General features: G+C 50.4%; 16 protein-coding genes and 2 tRNA genes. 9 read left to right on the top strand and 9 right to left on the bottom strand.

Translation table 11 applies throughout. The features are described from left to right. Positions 1-3 precede the first annotated feature (3 nt). Entirely contained in the window at positions 4-1,056 is a 1,053-nt protein-coding gene (locus IPM28_03175; GenBank protein ID MBK9171994.1) for a 2-oxoacid:ferredoxin oxidoreductase subunit beta, read from the top strand. A gap of 15 nt (positions 1,057-1,071) precedes the next feature. Here the strand turns inward: IPM28_03175 and IPM28_03170 are convergent, their stop codons facing one another. From IPM28_03170 to mutS, 6 genes are all read right to left on the bottom strand, one after another. Beyond that, a complete protein-coding gene (locus IPM28_03170; GenBank protein MBK9171993.1) occupies positions 1,072-3,123 on the bottom strand; it encodes a thioredoxin family protein in 2,052 nt (683 codons plus the stop codon). A 380-nt stretch (positions 3,124-3,503) separates the two neighbouring features. Continuing rightward, a tRNA-Cys gene (locus IPM28_03165) sits at positions 3,504-3,578 on the bottom strand. 78 nt (positions 3,579-3,656) lie between these two features. Then, positions 3,657-3,731: transfer RNA gene (locus IPM28_03160), tRNA-Gly, on the bottom strand. A gap of 150 nt (positions 3,732-3,881) precedes the next feature. Further along, complete coding sequence (locus tag IPM28_03155; protein ID MBK9171992.1) at positions 3,882-5,429, bottom strand: ABC transporter substrate-binding protein; 1,548 nt, start codon at positions 5,427-5,429, stop codon at positions 3,882-3,884. Between the two features lie 21 nt (positions 5,430-5,450). Continuing rightward, complete coding sequence (locus IPM28_03150) at positions 5,451-6,560, bottom strand: hypothetical protein (protein ID MBK9171991.1); 1,110 nt, start codon at positions 6,558-6,560, stop codon at positions 5,451-5,453. A 77-nt stretch (positions 6,561-6,637) separates the two neighbouring features. Beyond that, positions 6,638-9,322, bottom strand: a complete 2,685-nt coding sequence (gene mutS, locus IPM28_03145) for a DNA mismatch repair protein MutS (protein MBK9171990.1) — start codon at positions 9,320-9,322, stop codon at positions 6,638-6,640. Between the two features lie 202 nt (positions 9,323-9,524). Here mutS and IPM28_03140 point away from each other — a divergent pair, with 202 nt between their 5' ends. From IPM28_03140 to IPM28_03115, 6 genes are all read left to right on the top strand, one after another. Next, positions 9,525-10,532, top strand: a complete 1,008-nt coding sequence (locus IPM28_03140) for a polysaccharide biosynthesis/export family protein (GenBank protein ID MBK9171989.1) — start codon at positions 9,525-9,527, stop codon at positions 10,530-10,532. Positions 10,533-10,541: 9 nt separating this feature from the next. Further along, positions 10,542-13,034: a polysaccharide biosynthesis tyrosine autokinase gene (locus IPM28_03135; protein ID MBK9171988.1), complete on the top strand. Its 2,493-nt coding sequence runs from the start codon at positions 10,542-10,544 to the stop codon at positions 13,032-13,034. Positions 13,035-13,058: 24 nt separating this feature from the next. Continuing rightward, positions 13,059-14,060: an NAD-dependent epimerase/dehydratase family protein gene (locus tag IPM28_03130; protein MBK9171987.1), complete on the top strand. Its 1,002-nt coding sequence runs from the start codon at positions 13,059-13,061 to the stop codon at positions 14,058-14,060. Next, a complete protein-coding gene (locus tag IPM28_03125; GenBank protein ID MBK9171986.1) occupies positions 14,044-14,988 on the top strand; it encodes a glycosyltransferase family 2 protein in 945 nt (314 codons plus the stop codon). The genes IPM28_03130 and IPM28_03125 overlap by 17 nt, the downstream gene beginning before the upstream one ends. A gap of 71 nt (positions 14,989-15,059) precedes the next feature. Further along, entirely contained in the window at positions 15,060-16,289 is a 1,230-nt protein-coding gene (locus tag IPM28_03120; GenBank protein ID MBK9171985.1) for a glycosyltransferase, read from the top strand. Beyond that, on the top strand, positions 16,282-17,784 hold the full coding sequence (locus tag IPM28_03115; protein MBK9171984.1) for an oligosaccharide flippase family protein: 1,503 nt from the start codon (positions 16,282-16,284) through the stop codon (positions 17,782-17,784). Before IPM28_03120 ends, IPM28_03115 begins: the two co-directional genes overlap by 8 nt. Here IPM28_03115 and IPM28_03110 read toward each other — a convergent pair. From IPM28_03110 to IPM28_03100, 3 genes are read right to left on the bottom strand one after another with little or no spacing between them, the layout of a single operon-like run. Further along, the gene (locus IPM28_03110) at positions 17,781-18,506 is read right to left on the bottom strand and encodes a methyltransferase domain-containing protein (protein MBK9171983.1); all 726 of its coding nucleotides are present in this window, start codon (positions 18,504-18,506) and stop codon (positions 17,781-17,783) included. The two genes, IPM28_03115 and IPM28_03110, sit on opposite strands and share 4 nt — an antisense overlap. Then, positions 18,503-19,300, bottom strand: a complete 798-nt coding sequence (locus IPM28_03105) for a glycosyltransferase family 2 protein (protein ID MBK9171982.1) — start codon at positions 19,298-19,300, stop codon at positions 18,503-18,505. Before IPM28_03105 ends, IPM28_03110 begins: the two co-directional genes overlap by 4 nt. A gap of 8 nt (positions 19,301-19,308) precedes the next feature. Continuing rightward, the gene (locus IPM28_03100) at positions 19,309-20,955 is read right to left on the bottom strand and encodes a hypothetical protein (GenBank protein MBK9171981.1); all 1,647 of its coding nucleotides are present in this window, start codon (positions 20,953-20,955) and stop codon (positions 19,309-19,311) included. A 253-nt stretch (positions 20,956-21,208) separates the two neighbouring features. Between IPM28_03100 and IPM28_03095 the strand changes: the two genes are divergently transcribed. Further along, a complete protein-coding gene (locus IPM28_03095) occupies positions 21,209-21,871 on the top strand; it encodes a methyltransferase domain-containing protein (protein ID MBK9171980.1) in 663 nt (220 codons plus the stop codon). A 2-nt stretch (positions 21,872-21,873) separates the two neighbouring features. Continuing rightward, the gene (locus tag IPM28_03090) at positions 21,874-23,412 is read left to right on the top strand and encodes a hypothetical protein (protein ID MBK9171979.1); all 1,539 of its coding nucleotides are present in this window, start codon (positions 21,874-21,876) and stop codon (positions 23,410-23,412) included. The last annotated feature ends 9 nt before the right edge of the window (positions 23,413-23,421 follow it).

Raw genomic sequence — 23,421 nt, 5'->3', positions numbered from 1 at the left:
ACAATGACCTACATACGATCAACATTCAGACATCCGGCGTTGCCGAAGAACGACCTTGGGTACACGGTCGATTATTATGAGGGTTCGCTTTCGACGCTTTGTGCGGGGTGCGGGCATGATTCGATCAACGCGGCGATCGTTGAGGCGTGTTGGCAGTTGAACATCGAGCCGCATAGGGTGGCAAAACTTTCGGGCATCGGCTGCTCTTCGAAATCGCCAGCTTACTTTTTGTCGAATTCGCACGGGTTCAATTCGGTCCACGGGCGTATGCCAAGCGTCGCGACGGGTGCGAATCTCGCGAACCGCGACCTGATCTATTTCGGCGTCTCGGGCGATGGCGACACGGCTTCGATCGGAATGGGGCAGTTCGTCCACGTCGTCCGGCGAAACCTGAACATGGTTTACCTCGTGATGAACAACGGCTGCTACGGTTTGACCAAAGGCCAGGATTCCGCGACCGCCGATGCCGGTTCCAAGAGCAAAGCTGGTAGTGTGAACCTCTTCGAAGCCATCGACCTTGCCAGCCTTGCGATCGAGCTGGGAGCGACATTCGTCGCCCAGAGTTTCTCTGGTGACAAAGACCAGCTGATCCCGCTGATGAAAGCCGCAATGAAACACAAGGGGTTTGCATTTTTGAACGTCATCTCGCCGTGTGTGACATTCAACAATAATCCCGGATCTACGAAGTCATACGATTATGTCCGAGAGCACGTAGAGGTGACCGGAACGATGGATTTCGTGCCGATGATGAAAGAGATCACGACGACATATGAATCTGGCGCTGTGAACGATCTGACAATGCATGACGGGTCCGTCATTCGTTTACACAAATTAGCCAAGGACTGGGATCCATTCGATCGGCTTTCCGCGATCAATGCAGTTCAGAATGCAAAGCAGCGTGGCGAGATATTGACCGGGTTATTGTATATGGACGGAGAAGCAAGTGATCTGCATGAACTGATAAAGACAAGCGATCTGCCATTGAACTCGCTCGGAAAGGACATTCTTTGTCCGGGAAATGCGATGCTTCAGTCGATCAATAAGTCGCTTCGCTAGACCGACTTTGCGGGGTCATTGCTTCTTTAGGAATTCCGCGAATTCATTCTGGTCGCGAGTAAGGCCTTCAAATCGCCCGATGATCCTCTCGTCCGGAGTGACGATGGCATAAAGCGGCAACGCAACGGTCCCAAACCTCTCTTCCTGCATCTTTTGGAACCCTTCGTAGGGATCGCCCTCGCCGTCGGTAAAGAGCTTCACCCTGACGTACCTTTCAAGCTCGGTTCGAATCGCGGGCTGGGGGAACATATTTGCTTCCATCCATCTGCAGTTCGTACAGGTATAACCAGTAAAGTCGATGAAGATGTTCTTGTTCTCGTCCTTTGCTTGCTTAACGGCAGCGGCGTAATCGTTCGTGATCCAGGCCAACTCATCGCCGATCGAACCCGCTGACGATCGCCCCGAAACCGACTCCTTTGCCGGCGGAAGAAACGACTCTATCTCGCCCAGTCTGCTCCCAAACAATCCTGTTATGAGGTAGAACGTCAAAGTTCCGAAAAGGAAGGCGTTCAGCACGCGGACGAGCCCGATACGAGTGTCCTCGGAATCGTGAGAAAACCTGAAAACACCCAACAGGTAAAGAAAGATAAGGACCGAAAGTGCGATCCAGCCGGCGATCACAACCTCACGCGTAAAGATATTCCAGCCCCAAACAAGATCCACATTCGAAAGAAACTTCAAAGCAGCCCCGATCTCGAGAAAGCCCATTACAACTTTTACTGAGTTCATCCAGCTGCCCGCCCGCGGCAATGAGTGCATAAGTCTCGGAGCGATGGCCAGGACGAAAAAGGGCAAGGCGAAGACGCTCGAAAACGCCAGCATTCCGATTATGGGATAAACGAGTTCGCCCTGGGCCGCCGCAACCAGGATCACGCCAACCAGCGGAACCGTACAGGTGAACGACGTCAGCGAAAAGGTGAGCCCCATCAGCAGTAGGGCGAACGTCTTGCCGACACTCTTCGATCGTGTCATTCCGTCAAGCTTTGTCAGCAACCCGGACGGAACTCCGAGGTTATAGGCGCCGAGCAAACTGAAGGCAAACAAAAGAAATATCGCTGTGATAAGGAGATTTGTATACGGATTGGCAGCAAATCGATTGATTCCCGCTGCACCGAATAGAAGCGCCAAGGCGACACCAAGCCCCGTAAAAGTGAGTATGATTCCGAGGGCATAGATCAACGCATCGCGAATCGCCCCAAGATGTGTTTCAGAGCCATGCTTGGTGAAATAGGATACCGTGATCGGGATCATTGGGAATACGCATGGAGTTAGCAGCGAAAGCGCCCCGAAGGTCATTGCCAGCCAAATAAAGCCCCAAACAGGCTTACTGCTTAGGTCCGATTCCGCAGTTCGTACGATGGTTCCAGAAGGGACAACAGCGACGTTGGGATCTGGATCGGTGTCTGCGATCGGAACGGGATTTACAGCGTCGGGATTTGCCAACTGAGGCTCGGTATTCTGGTTCGAATTCCCTGAAGCGTTCGCGTTAACGTTAGCATCGCCTTTGTTCACATTCGATTGACTTGGGGTCGCCGTTGATGATGGGGCCGGAGATGGCGAGGGCGAACTTTCGGTTCGTGCCGAAGCCGCTGAAATGACCACTGGGGCGGTGAGCCGAACGGACTTAGGCGGCAAACATACGCTGTCGTTACAAACCTGATATCGAATGCTTGCCGTAAATGTCTGCTCGCCGGACTGGGCATCATCCGCAACTGTAAAAGGAACGCTAAAGCTTGCGCTTCTCGAGTAGGTCTCGGTATTGATCTTAAAGTTAGGGTCAAACGCAACTTTCGGTCTGGTGCCGCTAATACTGCCCATTTTGAAGGGGCCATCGCCTAACGTGATGCGGGTTGGTATCGGGCCACCAGCGCCTTGCGTGATCGAGTACATCTTCCAATCGCCGCTGATACTTGCATTGATCCTCGCCGTTCCCTTGCCGCCAGCCGGGATCGTTGTCGGCGATACACTCATCGAAAGTGAGACCGGATTTTGGCCGCTGATCTGTGTTGCTGCGATCGAGCAGAAGGGAAGTAAAAATGCAATGAAAAGGAAACAAGACTTAACCATTCTTTTTCGCTGACCAGATCTTTATGCGTGAACCGATTCTTCCAACTCCTACCTGTTTCAAATCCGACAACAGCTTCAGATCCGTCAACAGGAAAGCGACGCCGTAGTTGATTTTCAAACCTATCAACATCTTAGCAAGAACGCAGTGATCCTTGAAAATACCGGTTTCGCTCAGATCCGATCGTAACCAGTAACATGGCTGAACTAACTGCTTGAAATGTTTATTTCGCCGCGTTCTTCTAATTCGGATGCATCATATGGGATACAAAGGCCAAACGTATCGCTTCGAAAAACGACCTCCGCTTTCTGTCATGCTAAAAAAAACACTGAGATCAAAACGAAAAACGGCCGCGATCGGCCATCGAGTCGGGAAGTTGGTTTGGAGGCGGCGATCGGAATCGAACCGATGAATAAAGGTTTTGCAGACCTCTGCCTTACCACTTGGCTACGCCGCCGCTTCAAAACGGCTAATGCATGAAGGCGAAAGGATATGAGTGAGAAACTTCACGTTATCCTTCCGCCTTTCAAAAGACTGGAGCGGGAGACGAGGGTCGAACTCGCGACTTCGACCTTGGCAAGGTCGCGCTCTACCACTGAGCTACTCCCGCATCGCAAACCATTATTTTACCGTTCAAAATACGATTGTCAAGCTATACCGGCTTCTCAACAGATATACCTGCGATCGCAGATAATATGACTTATGAAAAGAGTTTGAATTCCCGGGGCGATACATACGGTAATACTTGAACTATTGCCTCCTAATTCATTATCGTTATATCTTTTATGAAACCCCAATCACCACTCGGACCTATCTTGATATTCCCGATCCGTTTGTTCGCGACGATCATGTTTGCCGGATACCATAGAGGTAGCAAAGGCAGATCGTTGCTGATAATGGCCCATGCCTTTTTGTATTTATCAGCTGCCTGAGCACGGTCCAGGTCGTTCATTGCGTCCTCGATCAATTTATCAACTTCCTGATTGCTGTAACGACTACGATTACAGCAGCTGACACCTGGTCCCGGAATTCTTCCGGTCGTGAAAAGATCCTTTAGAAAGATCGGATCCTGATTTCCTCCGATCCAGACCCCAGTGTTCAGCATAAATTGACCTTGAGCCAATTGCTCTCTCAACGTATTCGAATCGAGTGTTTCGATCTCGATATTTAGTCCGGCTGCGATCAACGAGTTTTGGATGGCCTGAGCATAGCTACTGAAGGCCGCATTACCGGCAGAGAATTTGAATTTGATAGGTTCGTTCTTGTACCCCGATTCGCGAAGCAGCTGCTTAGCCTTTTCGACATCATAGTCGTAATTCGTGCCCGCGGTGTATGCCCACGAGCTTTCAGGAAGTATCGAATTGGCGATCTTTGCTTGTCCAAGCAGTAACTCGCGAATGATCTTTTCCCGATCAACCGCATAGCCGATCGCTTGCCGTACCTTGATATTGTTCAAAGGCGGAGCCTGCGTGTTGAGGCCTACGTATTGTATGTTCGAGCCGTCAAATTGTTGTACCGAGAGATTTGGCAAAGCCCCAAGTGCTTTCAGCGTGTCAGGCGGAAGGTTCGTCGGCAAAGGAGCCAGATCGACCGCGCCTGTCTGCAATTCAGCTTGAAGAGCACTGGCATCCGGGATCGTTTTCACTCGCAGCTTAGCTATTTTCGGAGCACCGTCCCAGTATTCCGGATTTGCCTGAAGCTCGACCGTATTCTGCGACTGGTCAAAACTGACAAACTTGAATGGCCCGGAACCCGTAGGTTTGGATTTTTGCTCAGCGACCGAACCGGCCGGTATTATCGGGATCGCAACCAGATTCGACAGCAGTTGGTTCTTCAATGTAGGCCGAGCAATATTGAAGATCACGGTTAGCGGATCGGGTGTTTCGATAGAGTTGATGTGGGCGATCTGGTCCTTTCCAACCGAATCGAAAAAGGCAAATTTCTTATAGCCAGTGCTCTTGAACAACTCTTCAAAGGTGTATTTAACATCGGCCGACGTGAACTCCCGGCCATCGTGGAATTTGACTCCCGGACGGATGACGAAAGTTATCGACTTGCCGTCCTCGGACGTTCTGATCTCGCTGGCCAACTCGCCCGTATAGTCGAATGTCTCAGTCTTCTTGACCAAAGCGTTGAACATCAGGTTTCTAACACGCTCCGCCGCCGAATCCGATTTGTCAGACGTAAGCGTGTCAAAGCTCGAAAAGGGATCAGAAAGCGCGATCGTGACAAATTCAGAATTCGTTCGTCTGCACGAGAGTGAAAAAGCAAGAAAAATGACAACAATGATCGAAAATACTTTTGGCAACAAATCAATCCTCCAAACTCGTCAAATAAGTCTCTTTTTGAGCAAGGCGATCTCGTCGGACAAAGCAGAAAGTCGGGCAAGGTCAAGACTCAACGGCGGAGCTAGCCGATCTTTTAGGGCAAATATTCGCGAAAGCGATTCATCGATCCTCGATTCTGGTATCTCGCCGCTGTAAACAGCTTCGAGCAATGCCGCGTGACCCTCTTTTATGGCATCGGCGCTGGCACAGATCGCGAGCATGTCAATTCCCGCCGAGATCGCACGTTTGCATGCGTCTCCGATACCGTAATTCTTAACGATCGCCCCCATTTCAAGGTCGTCGGTGATGGCGACACCATTAAACGCAAGTCTTTTCCGCAAAAGTGTGTTTACAAAATTGAAACTCAGCGAGGACGGAAGAAGTCTGCCATTTTGATCGGTTTCCTGCAAGTTGATAGCAGGATATGCCGCATGAGCGACCATCACTGTTCCTACTTTTGTCTTGCTCAACAGTTCACTATATGGTGCGAGATCAACATCGAAAAATGTCTTGTCATCGACTCCAACAACGGGAAGTTCCTCGTGCGAATCGACCTCTGCAGCTCCCAGACCAGGAAAGTGTTTAAGGCAGGTCGCCACGCCTCCGTTTTCCATTTCCTCAAGAAAAGTTCTGGCGAGAGAGATCACCTCATTCGACGAACGTCCGAAAGTCCGTGACCGCAATCCATTCGAAAAACGAAGCCTTTCCTCGTCGACGACATCAACCACCGGTGCAAAATCCAGATTAAATCCCAATATTCGCATCGACTCCGCTATGATCCGAGCAAGATCCCGAACGTTTTCCTCTGAGAGCATGTCACTGGCTGCCGGCATCGGGTTCAATAAACGACGCAGCCGATCAACCGGCCCGCCTTCCTGGTCAAGGCACAGAATAGCTCTGATCGGAAGCCGACCAGCCAGTTCGTCGGTAAGTAGTCGCGTCTCTTCCGCTTCTTTAATATTGCGGGCGAACAGGCATATTCCACCTGGTAATGTGGAATCGAGGAGACTCCCGGTTTCCGGATCGACGTAAACGCCCGGAATCCCGATCACAAAAAGCTGCCCGACCTTTTCTTCGATCGACAACGATGAAATTTCAGGGAGTTTCTTCATGCTGAAAGCCCTCAAAATATAAGCCAATCGTTTAAGAGTCGGACTCCGACAGCTAATGATCGACTTTACCAGCTGTTCTACATTATCTTCTGCTTTAAGTTCTGCAGCAGATGTGCCGCCTCGTCTAAGGTTAGCTCCGAAGGGTCCACCTCGAGAAGTTCCTTCAAAGTGTTTTTGTTTGCAATGTCGAACAACGTAAATTGAGCGACTGACGAACGGCCTGCCGCCGCAGCAACTCCGTCTGGGGCCTGATCTGAGAATACGGCAAGTTCATATTGCTCGAGTTTTGCAAGAACGCTCTTAGCTCTTTCAATGACCGGTCTAGGCAAGCCCGCGAGTTTTGCAACCGCGATCCCATAAGATTTCGAGGCTTTTCCCTTAACAAGCCGGTGCAAAAAGACGACGTCACCATCGCGTTCAGTAGCGGTCATCTGATAATTCTTGGCACCAGGCAGCTTTTCTGCCAGCTCGGTAAGTTCATGGTAATGCGTCGCAAATAGTGTCTTGGCCGAGTGAGACGGCGAATCATGAAGGTATTCGGCAACCGCCCAGGCAATCGAAAGCCCATCAAATGTCGATGTGCCTCGGCCTATCTCGTCAAGCAAGATCAAACTACGCGGCGAGGCATTATGCAATATTGCGGCTGTTTCGGTCATCTCGACCATGAATGTGGACCGTCCGGAAGCAAGATCGTCCGAAGCACCGACACGCGTCCAAATTCGATCTAAGACAGGTAAACGTGCAGATGTTGCCGGAACAAACGAACCGATCTGCGCGAGTATCTGTATCAATGCAACCTGACGCAGTATGGTCGATTTTCCGCCCATATTTGGGCCGGTGATGATAAGCAACCTGTCGGTAGAATTATTAAGGTAGAGGTCGTTTGGTACGAACGAGTCTCCCAAAGCGCGTTCAACCACAGGATGTCGGCCGCTCTTTATCTCTATTTCGTCGCCGTCATGTATTGCCGGACGTACATAATCGAATTTCTGAGCAGTCTCGGCGAGTGCGGCGAGTACATCGAGGGTTGCAAAAGCCCGAGCAGTTGATTGAAGCTTCTGCGTTTCGCGTCTTACAGTCTCGCGAACGTGGCCGAATATCTCCGCCTCGAGCATTAGGATCCTGTCTTCGGCACCAAGGACCTTCGATTCCCATTCCTTCAGTTGAGGAGTCGTGAATCGCTCAGCGTTTGAAAGTGTCTGTCGCCTTTCGTAATCGTCCGGCACCCTAGCCAAGTTGCCTTTCGAAACTTCGATGAAATAGCCAAAGACATTGTTAAAGCGGACCTTGAGGTTGATGATACCGGTTCGCTCCCGCTCGCTTTCCTCAAAGGCCGCGATCGTCTGCTTTACAGAACTTGATATCGACCGAAGATCATCAAGTTCGACGTTGAAGCCGGTCCTTATAGTACCTCCGTCGGCGATCGTGGGCGGCGGTTCGTCAGCGATAGCTCTCTCGATCAGATCACGAATATCGGGCAGATCAAATACATTCTCACTGAGGACCTGGAGTAAAAGAGACCTGGAATCGGTCAACGAAGCCCTGATCTTGGGGCCTTGGTCCAGCGAACGCTTTAGCGACAAAAGATCTCTTGCGGTCAAATTGGATAGGTTCAGACGGCCGATGAGACGTTCGAGATCTTGAACGTTTTTCAGCAAAAACCGAAGTTTCTCTCGTGTCATCACATCCGACAACTCGTCGACCGCCGATAAGCGGGTTGCGATCTCGGACCTTTTTATCAACGGCCGCAATAGCCATGTCCTCAGCAGACGCCCGCCCATTCCGGTGACGGTATGGTCGATCGTATCGAACAGTGTTCGCTTAACGGTCTCATTTCGCGATCGAACCAATTCGAGGTTCGCGACCGTTACTGCATCCAGAACCAAGAAATCATTTGCCGCAAAAAACTCAAGAGAAGAAATATGACCGGCGTTTGACCGTTGCGTTTCTGACACGTATCGGATGCATGCGCCAGCAGCTTTTATGGCCTCAGTATGATCTGAAAGTCCGAAACCGGCGAGGTCATTGACCTCAAAATGCCGGGTCAGTATCCGGCGAGATTCGTCGAGTTCAAAAAATCCGGCGTTCACCGGCGTGAGAGTCACATTGCCAAGGACCCGCCGTTCATCGCCTGTATGCTGCCCCTCAAAAGCCAGTTGATTCGAAAACACGTCGACGGTCCCGATACTCAGGTCGGTCCGAAACTGGTCGATCAAAGGTTCCGCCACGATCACTTCTCGGACGTCGAATCGATAGAAGTGTTCAGAGATCCGATCCCATGCGTCGGGCCCTTCAACCTCGGTGACACGAAATTCACCAGTTGAAAGATCCAAAAACGCCGCCCCGACCGTCGATCCGTCGCAACTTACAGACGCGAGATACGCCGATTCATGATCATCGAGCAACTGCTCATCTACGGCGGTTCCAGGTGTAATTACACGTACAACCTCGCGTTTGACCAGTTTGACGCCCTTGCCGGCGGCCTCGGCTTGCTCGCAAATTGCGACACGATAGCCCTTTTTGACGAGTTTCGCGATATATCCCGCGGCTGCATGATGCGGCACTCCGCACATCGGTACCGGGTTCGCGGATTCCTTATGTCGAGCGGTCAAGGTGATCTGAAGTTCTCTCGAGCCGATGATCGCGTCCTCGTTGAACATTTCATAGAAGTCGCCAAGCCGAAAGAACAGGATCGTACCCGGATACAAGCGTTTGATCTCGAGATACTGCCGCAACATTGGTGTGGTGCTTTCTTTCTGCATTTGAGGACGCTGAGATTGAAGTGTAGCGAAAATGTGGCTGCATTTAAAACATTCGGTTTTCAAAGGCAAAAGCATTTGTTAAACTAATTCTTTCGGGTTCGTTCATTAACCGCCGTCTGCAATGTGTTTTATCTTATTGGTTCAAAGGTTTTTAGACGATAAGTATTCGGTGTAGTGCCAGTGGAGAAATTGGAGATCTAGAATGCGAAACAGGTTATTTATTACTGCATTGGTCACTATTGCGGTCATCACAGGGCTTGACGTTTCGGCTCAGTCGACCGAGCCGCAGACCACGGCTGTTCGCCAACCGGTCTCCACCCCTGCCTCGAACCTAACCGGTCAAGAAGAGCGATACCGGATCGGCTATCAAGATACGCTTGAGATACAGGTGTACCGTCATCCCGACCTTACCCAACGAGTTAGCGTCAATACGAATGGGACGATCAATCTTTTCCGGCTGTCAGAACCGGTTGCGGCAGTTTGCAAAACAGAAAGCGAACTCGCGGACGAGATCGCCGCGGCCTACCAAAAGGATTATTTGAAAAACCCTCAGGTTCGGGTCGTCGCGGTCGAACAGCGATCTCAGTCCTTCGCCGTCATCGGGGCGGTCGAGAAACCAGGTATCTATTTCATCAGCAGGCCGATCCGGCTCCTCGAATTGCTCGCCCACGCCGGAGGGCAAACGGAAAAGGCGGGGTCGAGAGTACTTATTGCGCGGACGGGCAGCACCTCGAATTGTAAGCTCAATGAACCGCAGAGTATGGCGAAAACGGACGGAGATGACCTGATCCTACTGGATTTCAAACTGCGGGACGTGCTCGAGGCGAAGGAGAATGTTCCGTTGATGCCAGGTGATACTGTCTCGGTTCGTGAGGCCGATGTCGTGTACGTTACAGGTAATGTTATCAAACAGGGCCAGGTGATCATGAAAGAACCTCTCACGCTCACTCAAGCCATCGCATCGGCGGAAGGCCTGAAACCGGCAACAAAGAAAGACAGCGTGAGGATCCTACGTCAACGGCAGGGAAGCCCGGAACGCGACGAGTTCGTTTACGATCTTGATGCTATCAGCAAGCGCAAGGTCAATGATCCTTTCCTCGAACCGAACGACATCGTTGCAGTCAGTGAGGATCGGGCAAAGAGCATTATCAACAGTATTGGGCGTTCTCTCACAAACGGTATCCCATCGATCTTTTACCGCGTACCATAGTTTTTTTCTATGAAGGAAAGTCGAGAAATCATTCAGAAGCTAAGCGATCCGGTGGTGGATCTTGAACGTCCATTTGAAACGCCTTCAATTGCCGTCATGGGCAGGTATCCGGCGTATCGCGAAACTTATGCCCAAGACGGGTTTCAGATTCTCGATTATTGGCGGGCGATCAGAAAACGGCTATGGCTTGTGGTCGGGATCGCCGTTCTCGTAACTACGCTTGCGGCGATTTATATGGCGCGCAAGCCGAATATCTTTTTGGCGAAAGCCACGATCCAGGTCGATCTCGAACAAACGAATCCGGATCTGGTCACTAGTGACCGTCAGCGACCGCTTTCCAACCCTGACCCGACATATTTCAACACACAGCTGCAGTTGCTTGGAAGCGATTCCGTGTTGCGACAGGTGATTCGCGAACATAGTTTAGACACGAACAAAGAATTTCAGTCGGCTAAAAGCGAAGGTTCAGTTTCTGCCTTCCGTTCTATGCTTCGAGCGATCGGACTCGCGAGTGATACGACAAAGGACACAACGAGCACGGCTGATTCGGTCAATTCATTGAACTCGGGCCTCGTTTCTGCGGATGAGATTGCCGAGGCGATCCGCCTCGCACCTTATGTCGAGATCATCAGGAATAACTTGACGGTCGAGCCTGTCAGGGAGCCGCGAGCGACGTTCAAGGATACGCGATTGATCGAGATATCGTTTCGGCACACAAATCCAGAGCTTGCTGCCTTCGTAGTTAACGGCCTCGGAGAAACGTTCGCGAGCACAAATCAGGAACAGCGCTCTGGCACATCGAGAAAGACCAGCGACTTCTTGCAAAAGCGAATTTCGGACCTCCAAGCGGATATCCGTAACGACGAGGTACGCTTGGTCGAGCTTGAACGGAGCGAAGGTATCTTGAAGACACCCGGCGACCAAACGATCGTTTTGGAGAGACTCGGCGGATTGAACAAAGATCTACTTACCGCAGAAAACGACAGGAAAACAGCAGAGGCGGAATACAACTCGGTCAAGGGCTCACCCGAGCGCCTCAAATCACTCGCCGAGGCAGAAAGCGCCCGATATATTACAGAACGCGAGAATTTCATTCTTAACAATCGCACTGAAACGGACAAGGCGATCGCCGGCCTTGCTGCGACCCGGGCGAAGTTACTGGAGGAATATAAGGAATCTGCGCCTGAAATAAAAGAGATCGACTCGCAGATCGCAAGTCTCGAAAGGTCACTTAAGACCGCGACAGATCGCGCGAATGCTGAGATCGCGACTTTTCGTGAAAGAACTGCAAAAACCCTGATCGATGTATTGGAAACGAAATATCGTCGAGCCAAGGAAAAAGAAGACAAGATACGCGCGGCGTTTGATGTCCAGGTGAACGAGGCTCAGGGCCAGAACGCCGGTGCCGTCATGCTCAAGCTCCTGCAGCAGAGCATCGAAACCAATAAAGGGTTTCTTGATAATCTCAGAAAACAGCAAAGCTCGAATGACATTGCGACGCAGGGAACCGACAACAACATCCGAGTAGCCGCATTTGCCATCCCTCCGGACACGCCGGTCGCCCCCCGACGATTAACTACCGTATTGGCTGCGCTGTTTCTTTCGACACTTTTCGGCATGGGACTCGCCTTGTTCCTCGAATATTTAGACGATACGATCAGGACTACCGAGGAGATCGAGAATTATCTGCAACTCCCGGCTCTGGCGGCGATCCCTACGATCGACTCCATGCCGAAGCGTCGGCTGTTACTCGTCGGGAATGCTGAAAGGCCTGCCGAAGACGATCCGGCAAATTCCGAATTGCTGATCTATGCCGATTCTCGCTCGTCACTTGCCGAGGCGTATCGGCAGTTGAGAACGTCGATCCTCCTATCGACCGCAGGCCATCCTCCGAAGTCGCTGCTGATCACATCGAGTCTTCCGTCCGAAGGAAAGACGACCACGGCCACAAACACGGCAATAAGTCTCGCACAGACAGGTGCAAGAGTTTTGATAATCGACGCGGACATGCGGCGGCCGCGGCTGCACTCGGTCTTTAACATAACCAACGGAATTGGCCTTAGTACGCTGCTGTCTAGTGAGTTAAGCGAGGCCGAGATACTCAAAGCCATCAGGACCGACGACGGAACCAAGCTCAATTTGCTGACGTCCGGGCCGATTCCGCCAAATCCGGCCGAATTGATAGGGTCTGAACAAATGGCAAGCCTGCTAAAGGTCCTTCAGAAACATTTCACCCATGTGGTCATTGACTCTCCGCCTATCACCTCATTCACGGATGGTGTTTTGATCGCTTCGATGGTTGATGGCGTGATACTCGTCGTCCATTCCGGAAAGAGCTCGCGTCAGGTGGTTCGGCGAACCAAGCAGTCCTTGATCGATGTGGGAGCGAAGATTGTCGGCGTGGTTTTGAACAATGTGAATCTCAGATCGCAGGACAATTATTATTACTATCAAAGCTACTACCATCGCGACAATTACCGCTCGGGAGATGATCCTAAGTAAGCACTCAGTAATTTAGTTCATTGTATGACAGACAAGACGAAGGTTTTGGTCACCGGTGCCGGCGGTTTCATAGGCAGTCATTTGGTTACCTCCTTGAAGAAAAAGGGTTATTGGGTCCGGGGCGTCGATTTGAAATACCCTGAGTTTTCGGTTTCCGATGCAGATGATTTCGAGATCCTCGATCTCCGTCGATGGGACAACTGCCTACAGGCAACTCGCGGAATCGATGAAATGTACGCGCTTGCTGCCGATATGGGCGGAATGGGTTTTATCTCCTCGCATCACGCGCAAATCCTTTATAACAACTCGTTGATAAACTTGAATTCCCTCGAAGCCGCGCGGTTGAACAATGTGTCCCGCTACCTTTACACGAGTTCTGCTTGTATCTATCCAGAGCACCTCCAGGAAGACACGAATGCAAAACCGCTGCGTGAGGAAGATGCTTATCCGGCCTACCCACAGGATGCCTACGGTTGGGAAAAACTGATATCCGAACGGCTTTGTATGCACTATCGTGAAGACTACGGTATCGAGACCCGGACCGTACGTTTCCACAACATTTTTGGAGAGAACGGTACATGGACCGGCGGCCGCGAAAAGGCGCCTGCGGCAATGTGCCGTAAGATCGCCGCGGCAAAACTCGGCGGCAGTCAAACGATCGAGATCTGGGGCGACGGCGAACAAACCCGTTCTTTCTGTTACATTGACGATTGTGTCGAGGGCATTTACCGCTTGATGCGATCAGATTTTCATGAACCTCTCAACCTTGGCCAGGATCGGATGGTCACTATTAATCAGCTTGCAGAGATCATCGCCGAAATTGCCGGTGTGTCTGTAACACCCGTTCATGTCGAAGGCCCGCAAGGCGTCCGCGGAAGGAACTCGGACAACACGCTTTTGCGCGAGGTGCTCGGCTGGGAACCCCAGATATCGCTCGAAGAAGGCCTAAAGAGGACCTATGTGTGGATAGAAGAGCAGGTTCGCATTTCCTCTGTAGGTGATTTTGTTAATGCAAAAGCAAACTAGCCACCCTGCCCTACGGAAAATTGCGATCGTGATACCGGTGTATAACCGGCGCGATACAACACTTCAAGGACTGAGAAGCCTCGCCCGAATAGACCGCAGCGGACTCGAGGTTCACGTGGTAGTAGTTGATGACGCGTCTCCCGATGGTACGGCGGCTGCGATCGCCGAACAATTTCCGGATGTGCACCTGGTTCTAGGTGACGGGGACCTACATTACGCTGCCGGCACAAACCGGGGAATCGAGACAGCACTGCAGTTTGATCCGGAGTTTATTTTAACTGCGAATGATGATGCCGTTTTTCATCATCAATTTCTAAAGAGAATGATCGAGACCGCTGACAAGGACCCGCGATCGATCGTTGGTGCACTCTTATTGCTTTGGGATCAGCCGCATAAGGTATTTCAGGTCGGCCAACGATGGGAAACATTGAAGGGCGGTTGGGTGATGCCGGAAGATCTAACCGCATTCAATGTTCCGCAATCGGCATTTGGCGTCGAGTGTATCGTCGGGAATTGCGTCTTGTTTCCGGTGGCGGCGATCAGGGAAAATGGCCTTATGGATGAACGTCGATTTCCACATGGCTGGGGCGATGCCCAATACTTGATGCGAATGCGCAAAGCCGGATGGCGGCTGATGATCGAGCCGAAGGCATTTGTTTGGTGTGAACCGAACACCTACCCCGCACCACTTCATTCGTTAGGTCTGCGTCGTACCATTGAGGTATTGTTCAAAGATGAAAAGCACCCTCTTAATTTGCGGCGGCAGTTCATCGCGCGTTGGGAGTCGGCCCCTTCAAGAATGAAGGCGATGGCCGCCTATTTTTGTTATCTTTTTTTGATTTTCAAAAAAGCAGTAAAGTACTCGATAAATAGGCCGTCGCCGAACGGTTTGAACCGCCACCGTACCGAGAGCCCTTCGGGGATCTGATCGTTCGCTGTTGACCCAACTTGTGTGACCGGTCTGATGACGATCAGGTTCCCATACAAGGTCCGCTTCAGATGGAAGTCGCTCATGAAAAACCCACGATCTATTTTATCTGGAACTATCTGAATTGGGGCGGGGCTCAGATCTATTTTCTCGCCATCATAAATGCAGCCCTCGCAGAATGGAACGTCACCGTTATCTTACCCCGAGGATCATCCGAAGAACTTCTGCGGTTCCTGAACGAGACGGATGTCAATATCGAGTTCCTCGAGAACAGCCTTGATCTGACGAACCCGACTTCGATCGCAGGCAAGATCCATAGGCAGCTTCGTCGAGTGCGTTCAGAGCGTGAGATAGTACGCCGCATCGAAAAGATCGACAGGACGCGGAGCGTTGTTCATATCGAACTCGCACCGTGGCAGTCCTGGCAATTGCTCGTTTCACTTTCTCTGTTAGGCACCCGGGTTTTCGTAACAATGCATAATTTTCCATCGGACGTTTCGCCGATCCGTCGTGCGATGTGGAAAATTCGCTTGAAGATCGTCTCCAATTTACCTCGGCTGAGAATATTTGCATCGAATCAAGATACTAAGTTGAAATTCCGAAATTGGTTCACACCTTCATTCTGGGAAAAGATCGATGTGACGTATACGAGTATCGATCCGGTACAGATCGACGAAGCCAAAGCAACGGCCGATCGCACCGGACTTAGGCGAAAGCTCAACATTCGCGAATCCGATGTCGTTGTGCTGGCCGTAGGTCAATTCGTCGACCGAAAGGGAAGGTGGGTCTTTCTTGAAGCGGGAAAGGCGGCTGCCGACCGTATTGATAACATTAGATTCCTCTGGATGATGCCGCTGCCGCCGGATCGCTCGGATACGGAAAGGGTCGAATCATTCCGCCTGGACGACCGTTTTCGGCCGGTGATTTCGTCGGAATTCGCGGAGAGCCGTCTCGACGTTCTGCGGTTTTTTCATGTTGCTGATATCTTCGCCTTGCCAAGCTACGTCGAAGGTTTGCCGATCGCGTTACTCGAAGCAATGGCTTCCGGACTTCCGAGCATTGCAACGGATGTCAATGCGATTCCGGAAGCGATCAAGAATGGTGAGACCGGATTACTCGTAAAGGCAGGCGATCCGGCAATGCTTGCTGATGCGATCGAAACGCTTGCGAAGGATCTTGGTTTTCGTAAGAGATTGTCCGAGGCAGGCCGGCTTCATGTTCTGGAGCGGTTCAGTGTTCATGATATGTCGAGGATCGTGTTAGCCCGCTATCGTGAGGCTATCCGGGAACGGAATGACTGATCGGCCGTTAAAACAGGGGACATTTCGAAATGCGATCCATGGGTTTTCCACATGGCTGCTGCCGCTCGGCCTTAGTTTTATCGTTACCCCCATCATAGTTCGAAACCTCGGCAATATCGAATACGGTATCTACGCACTTGTGTTGGGCTTCATCGCGTATTCATTCAACTTCAACATTGGCCGAGCCGTTACAAAGTACATAGCGGACTTTCGCGCAAAAGGTCTCTCGAGCGATATACCAGGCGTCATCTCCGCAACACTTTTCATAAATACTCTCATCGGATCGGTCGGCTTAATTGTGGTCCTCTTGTGTGCGGAATGGTTGGTGCATGATGTTTTCCGACTGGCTCCTGCGGTCCAAGAAAATGCCGTGTTCGCAATTCGTATATCAGGCCTTATCATCTTTTTGTTGATGCTTGGACAAGTTTTCACCTCGATCGTTCAGGGATTTCATCGATTTGATCTGTTTGCCAGAATACAGAATTTCAGTAGTTTGGCTGGCCTAATAGGAAACCTCGTACTCGCACTGACCGGGTTTGGCTTGATCGCATTGCTCTATTGGAATCTTGCCGTCGTCGCCGTTTCCTGCATATTATCCTTTGCGACATCGAGGCGGCTTCTCCGCGGTTCTCATATGCTTTCGGGGCTCAGCCGCCATTCTATTCGTTTGGTCGGAGGATACAGCGTCGGGGTCGTTGGCTACCAGATAGCAGCGAATGTACTGCTACTATTTGAACGCGGATGGATAATGGCCAGATTTGGAAGTGAATCGCTCACTTTTTATGTAGTCCCGATGTCCTTAGGAATCCTCCTCCATGGCTTCATACTAAGCGTAACGATGGTCGTATTCCCGCTTGCTAGCGAGCTTCACTCAGATAGGACAGGTCTGCTCAAGCTATATCGCTCGGCTACCAAGACCGTCTGCTTTCTTGTCGCATTCCCGGCGGCCGTATTGCTTTCAAGAAGTGGAGATTTTCTGACTCTGTGGGTCGGAGTTGAATTCGGTGACCGGTCGGCTAACGTCCTGATCTTGCAGATCGCGGCTTTCGGTTTTGCGGCACTTTACGTTGTTGCATTTCAGGTCGCTGAAGGTCTGGGTCACACCAAGTTTAACTTCATCACGATGTTGATCGGCTTGATCGTCGCGGTTCCTCTTATGATCTGGCTCGGATCGTATCTGGGAATCTTCGGCATCGCGATCGCACGGGCGGTTGCGTTTTTCTCGATGCTGCTTACAGTGATCTATTTGGAAAGGTCGATCTTCGGCTCGTTTCAGTTGAGATTCTGGCTTAAGACACTTGGTATCCTCGCGGTTGCCGGTTTAATTTGCGGATTCGCGATGATGCAGATCGGTCGATCACTCGCACTTACCTGGCCTTCTTTCGCAGTCACGACTATCTTTGGTGCTGCAATATTTGCTCTCGTCCTACTGGTTCTTGGGTTTGTGACCGACGACGAAAAGCTGATGCTAAAACGCGTTCTAAGATCGACTTAAGCCTTTTCGGCAATTACGATCAGGTTCTTTCCAATCGGCGGATTGATGAGGTTCTCGATCGGCCTGATAGCTGGCACGATGTACCGGTCGTATGCTTGAACAGCACCGGACCCCATTGTCGTAGATCGCATAAATCGATACTTGATCAACCAAGGCAATACACCGGGCAGATCGAACCATCGTGACTTGACCAACCGAAAACCCGCCGCATCGAGCTTCTGGTGCAGTTCCTTTTTTCCATACCGGCGATAATGACCGATGTTGCGGTCAAAATTGCTGAAGAGAAATTGATTTGCAGGCACAAAAATAAAAAGCCGGCCGCCACGAGCGAGCGTATCGTGAACCACTTCGAGCTCTAGTTCGTCGTCGTCGATGTGTTCCAGAACGTTCACATAAATGATGGAATCAGGCCGTTGCTCGTCTTTTATCTCAGCCGCGACATTTCTGAAAATGTTGTTATGGAGTCGTGGCCTAGCAACGCCATTCCTCGAACCCATTGCGAGTTCGAGTCGTTCGAACATCTCCGACGGTTCGACAAGGGTTAACGACTCAGGTTGAGTTTCTAACAATAATTCAGAGAACGACCCCGTACCGGCCCCGACTTCTACGATCCGCTTACCGAGATAAGGGCGAAATACCTCAAGGATCCAATTATGATAACGAACCGCAAAGTCCATGGCCTCAAGGTCTTTGCCAGCGTACTCGACTTTGTCTGCGTTCATATCGAATCCTGGCCAAGCAATCTCTGTGGTCTTGGACCGAGTTGAGGGACAGTCGTGAACGATCTGTTCAGCGAACAGAATAGATTGAAGCGAAAAATATAATAAAGCGCAGCCACGCCATCACGATAGGTTATCTTCTTTCCTTCTTCGTATGTCCGGCCGTAATAGCTGATCGGAACCTCATAAATCGCACAATTGAGCTTAGCGGTTTTAGCTGTCACCTCGATCTCGAAACCGAATCCTGATGATGTGATCGTCATATTTCGGATGATCTCGCCGCGAAACGCCTTGTAGCACGTTTCCACATCGGTGATATTCAGATTCGTGAGAACATTCGAAATGAACGTGAGGCCCTTATTTGCCAGGTAATGATAAAAGTACAGGACGCGCGCCGCCCGTTTGACCATAAATCGTGAGCCGTAAACCACATCCGCAAAACCTTCCAAGATCGGGCGGATCACTTCCGGGATCTCAGCCGGATCGTACTCAAGATCGGCATCCTGTACGATTACGATCTCGCCGGTGGTTTGAGAAAAGCCGCGCTTCAGGGCGGCAGTCTTTCCGCGATTCACGTCCTGCCGATAGTATTTAATGAACGGAAACTCATTACATAGCCGTTCGGCGATCAGCGGTGTTTCGTCGGTCGAACAATCGTCAATGATCAAGATCTCGAGCAGATTAGGAACATTTGTCAGCTTACGAACGATCGATTCGAGAGTCCGCGCCTCATTAAACGCCGGAACAACTATGGAAAGGCACGCCGGATCCTTTTCTACAAGTTCTTGCCCTGTCATCATGCCGATTATAACCTCTTTGCACTAAAGACCCGAATTTGAGCGTTTGAAAAGATGGGAGTTGCGTCAAACCATTTCCGAATCACGGTTTCAACGCGTTCGTGCTCACCCCAAAGAACCAGTTTATCGACTCTCTTGCCTGCTCTTTGCAGCGTTCGGTCGAGTTTCGAAAGTGTTGCGTCAAAATCGAATTTCGGGTCATTAAGATAGAAGATGTTCGAGGTCGTAAGATCGAACACAAACCGTTGTTCCTCGATATCCTTCGCCACCACCGGAAACAGCCGATGTCCGATCTCATAATTATCACTCACTATTACGTGTCGGTTGATGCCGAGGTAGTTGTTCAATTGAGTCAATGGTATCGAGTGGTATTTTGAATTGTCCTGAACTATCACAACGGAAGCAACCGTATCGCCTTCGTTCAAAGCACTTTTAGCCTCCATAAATGGTGGGACGTCGCGATCAGCCGAGATCGCAAAGTCCCACATCGATGCCGTCTGAAAAAGCACAACGAACGTGAGGGCAACGGTCAAAGGGACTCTGGCGAATGTCTTCGGCGCTAAACTGATCAAAGGAACAAACAATATCAAACTGCAGATCAGCAGCCTTTCCCGAAGAATACTGCCATTCAACAGTCCAAAGTCATCGGGACCAAAAAGGGCGAAGATGACTGCAATGAGCGTAAGTAACAGAAAGGGCCGACGCTCATATGAAAACAGACCTCGAAATCCGATCGACCGAATCGTCGCCACTAAGAACAAGACAACGGCCCCAAAGATCCATATCAAGGGTGCGGCCAATACCGCGTATGAACTCTTGATTTCAAGAAACGGCAGCGATCGCCGGCTGATCAATACAAATGGATCCACCGAAGAAAGCTGTTTCACCCATGATGTCAAAGATGTGAAGTCCTCAAGATGTCGCCAGTTCGGTCTAAGGGGCTCGCCGCTACCTCCAATCCCAACATACGCGAACAACACCGGAATTAGCGGAACGAAGGCGAATGAGGTTAATAAGAGTGTTTTCGCTAAGATCTCACGGCGGGTCGTCAAAGCCAGAATCAATATACTACCGGCGAGGACGCCAAAGCTGACGATATGTCCAATAAACGCGAGCAGAAGTAGAAGTGCAAGGAACAGGACTCGAAGCAATGTCATTTGTTCCCGCCAAATGAAATACGCCCCGATGGTGAACGCGAATATCGAAGTGCCAAAGATAAAATTATGACCGCCGGCCAACCAAAGAGAATTAAACGCAATCGCCGAACCGAACAGTACAAATTGGTGATCGACCCCAACGCGGCTGGTTCTCGCTCTTAGAAACACGACGCCTACTGCGATGGTTAGGAACGTCAAGGTGGCAATTACTTTAGAAACAACAAAAGGCTGAAAAACGCCTAACAGAACAGTCATCACCCAATGACCGATCGAATTAGGTACCCCAAGGGAATTCAGAGAAAACGCTGTCGCAAAAAACTCATCGCCACTGACGAGACGGCTCATTACGTACGAGATATACAAATGGCCTGAACCGTCCTGTTGGACGAAGTGTGAAACACCCCAGATCGGACTCAACGCAACCAAAAAAACCAATAATGTGATGACGCTTATCACTCCAGGCTGTGCGCTTTTTATCTCATCGCTAGTGGTTTCCATCCGCATTCAGTGGGTATCGTGTTAACTACAGGTAATGTGCAAATGCGTGCTGCAAGACAAAGACCACTGCATTTGGTAAACTTTTCCCGGGCCAGTTTTGCTTGTAGCTAACTCGTAAATAATTGTACTGGTGTTGTTTGTGCGTCGAACGTCGGGAATTTCGTTTCGATAGTTGGCTTAATCGAAAGGTGTTCATGGACGTTGCAAAGACCATATACTACCACAAAAACTACTGGACATTTGACGGATGTCAATGAACCTATCGCTAGTTCAGCGAGTCGATTTCATCAAGGATGTTTGCCGCGGGAAGAAGGTTCTGCATCTCGGCTGTACAAATTTTCCATATACGGCGGAGGCGATCGCGAACGATATGCTTCTTCATTTCGAGTTGCGAGAGATCGCGTCTGACCTCTACGGTTTTGACGCCGACGCAGAAGGCGTCGCGATACTTGAAGCACACGGATGCAATAAGCTTTTCGTCGCAGATCTTGAGAATCTGGACGAGGTTGAGATCGACGAGACGTTTGACGTAATAATTGCCGGCGAGATGATCGAGCACCTCAACAACCCAGGACTGTTTCTCAACGGGATAAAAAGATTCATGTCGGCCGATACCGAACTAGTGATCACGACCATAAACGCTTACTGTGCGATGCGTTTCCTGGTCTATTTCCTTCGCGGAAAAGGCGGTACAAACGAACCCGTTCACCCAGACCATGTTGCTTACTATTCTTACCGGACACTCGGGCTTACGCTGGAAAGAATGGGACTCGAGGTCACTCAAAGCTATTTTTACGATGTCGGTAAAGAACATCGCAGATTCAATCGTTGGTTTTACAATGTCTTTAACGACGTTGCCGTCTGGCTTTCGCCTCAACTAAGCGACGGCGTTATTGCGGTTGCTAAACTGAGATAGAGATGAACGTTTCAAGACAACTTAGTACACCGATCCCAAAGGGTTCGCCGAACTTCATATACGGTATCGCTATCTTATGGGGTGTGGTTGCTATTATCGTCTTTACCCTGATCCTGTTGGAGATCGGGTTCGATGATCCTTTAAGCCGATTCTATTTGGTTCCGTGGGCATTGGCTACAGGAGTTGTTGTCGTATTGCCAAGTGTTTTGCTTATCAAACGCGGCAAGTTTGACCTTTTCCACCCCCTTGTATTCGCTACCTGGTCCTATTTCTTCCCGGGCTTTGTTATCGGCGGTTTTGTCTTGGCGGCCGGGCTTTCGCAGCCGTACTTTCTTAGCTTTGTACAAGACGACCGATACAACCTGCCGCTCACATTTGTTTACGTAATGCTCGGTTACGGAGGCCTTGCGATCGGGTTCTCGTTGCATTACGGCAAGGTCATCGGCGACTCGATCTTCAAATTCCTCCCAAGCTGGAATTGGAAAGAGGATAAGGTGGCGGTTCCGGGCCTGATACTCCTTGGAATTGGCATGGCCAACACCGTCATAGCTTTCGGCATGGGTCTGATCGGCTTTCAAAAGGTCGATGAGATCGGGGCGTTCGACGGCATCATATTCTTATTTTCACTGTTTCTGCTCGAAGCCAGTTTCTTCTTGTGGCTCTATATCTTTCGTTCACGGCATTTCGGTGCGATGCACTATATTGTGCTCGGATTGTTGCTGGCAACGGCGATCGGCCGGACGGCATTTCAGGGAAATCGCGGCGGGTTGATCCATTTATTGATCCTGGTCGGCTGCGCATTCGTGCTCTCAGGGCGAAAGATCACAGCGAAGCATCATTTCATCGGCGGCATTCTGGTCACCCTTGCACTTGTGATAGGTATGATCTACGGAACGACATTCCGGCAGATCAAGGGTTCGCAGGAGCAAGCCAGTCTCTCTCAGATCGGTTCTGTCGTAGTTGACACGATGGAAAGTTTATCGTCCGGCGACATTGATGCAAGCCTTTCAAGAGGATTTGGTGCATTAGCTGAACGATTAGATTCCATAAGTTCGTTGGCGGTGATCGTTTCTAATTATGAAGCTTTAGCTCCGTACGAGGAACTTTGGGGAATAAATAACAATATTTGGGTCGACACGATTACATTTTTTATTCCGAGGGCGATATGGGCTGACAAGCCGATATCCATCGAACCGAGCAAGTACGCGGACCTGTATTTCAATTACAGCGAAAATTCTTTTACGATGACGCCTATGGGCGATCTCCTTCGAAATTTCGGCCCGATCGGAGTTCCTTTAGGGATGATCGTGCTCGGATTCTTGTTGAGGATAATTTACGCGGCGCTGATCGAGGGTAAAGAGTTCGCATATTGGCGAGCATGTATCTACTACATGATCTTGACCGCGATCTCATATGAGGGCACGTATGGACTTATCGTCCCATACCTTTCGAAGGTACTTGTGATCTCATTCGTAGGAATGTTGTTGATCCGCTTTTTTATCGGTAAGAGCCCAACCGCATTACCGTTGGCAAAACCGTGAAAAGATAAT

This window comes from Chloracidobacterium sp. (genome assembly GCA_016716305.1).
In the GTDB taxonomy this organism is placed as follows: Bacteria; Acidobacteriota; Blastocatellia; order Pyrinomonadales; family Pyrinomonadaceae; genus OLB17.
Note: the sequence above shows the minus strand (reverse complement) of the source record. Positions and strands in the feature narration are given on the sequence as shown.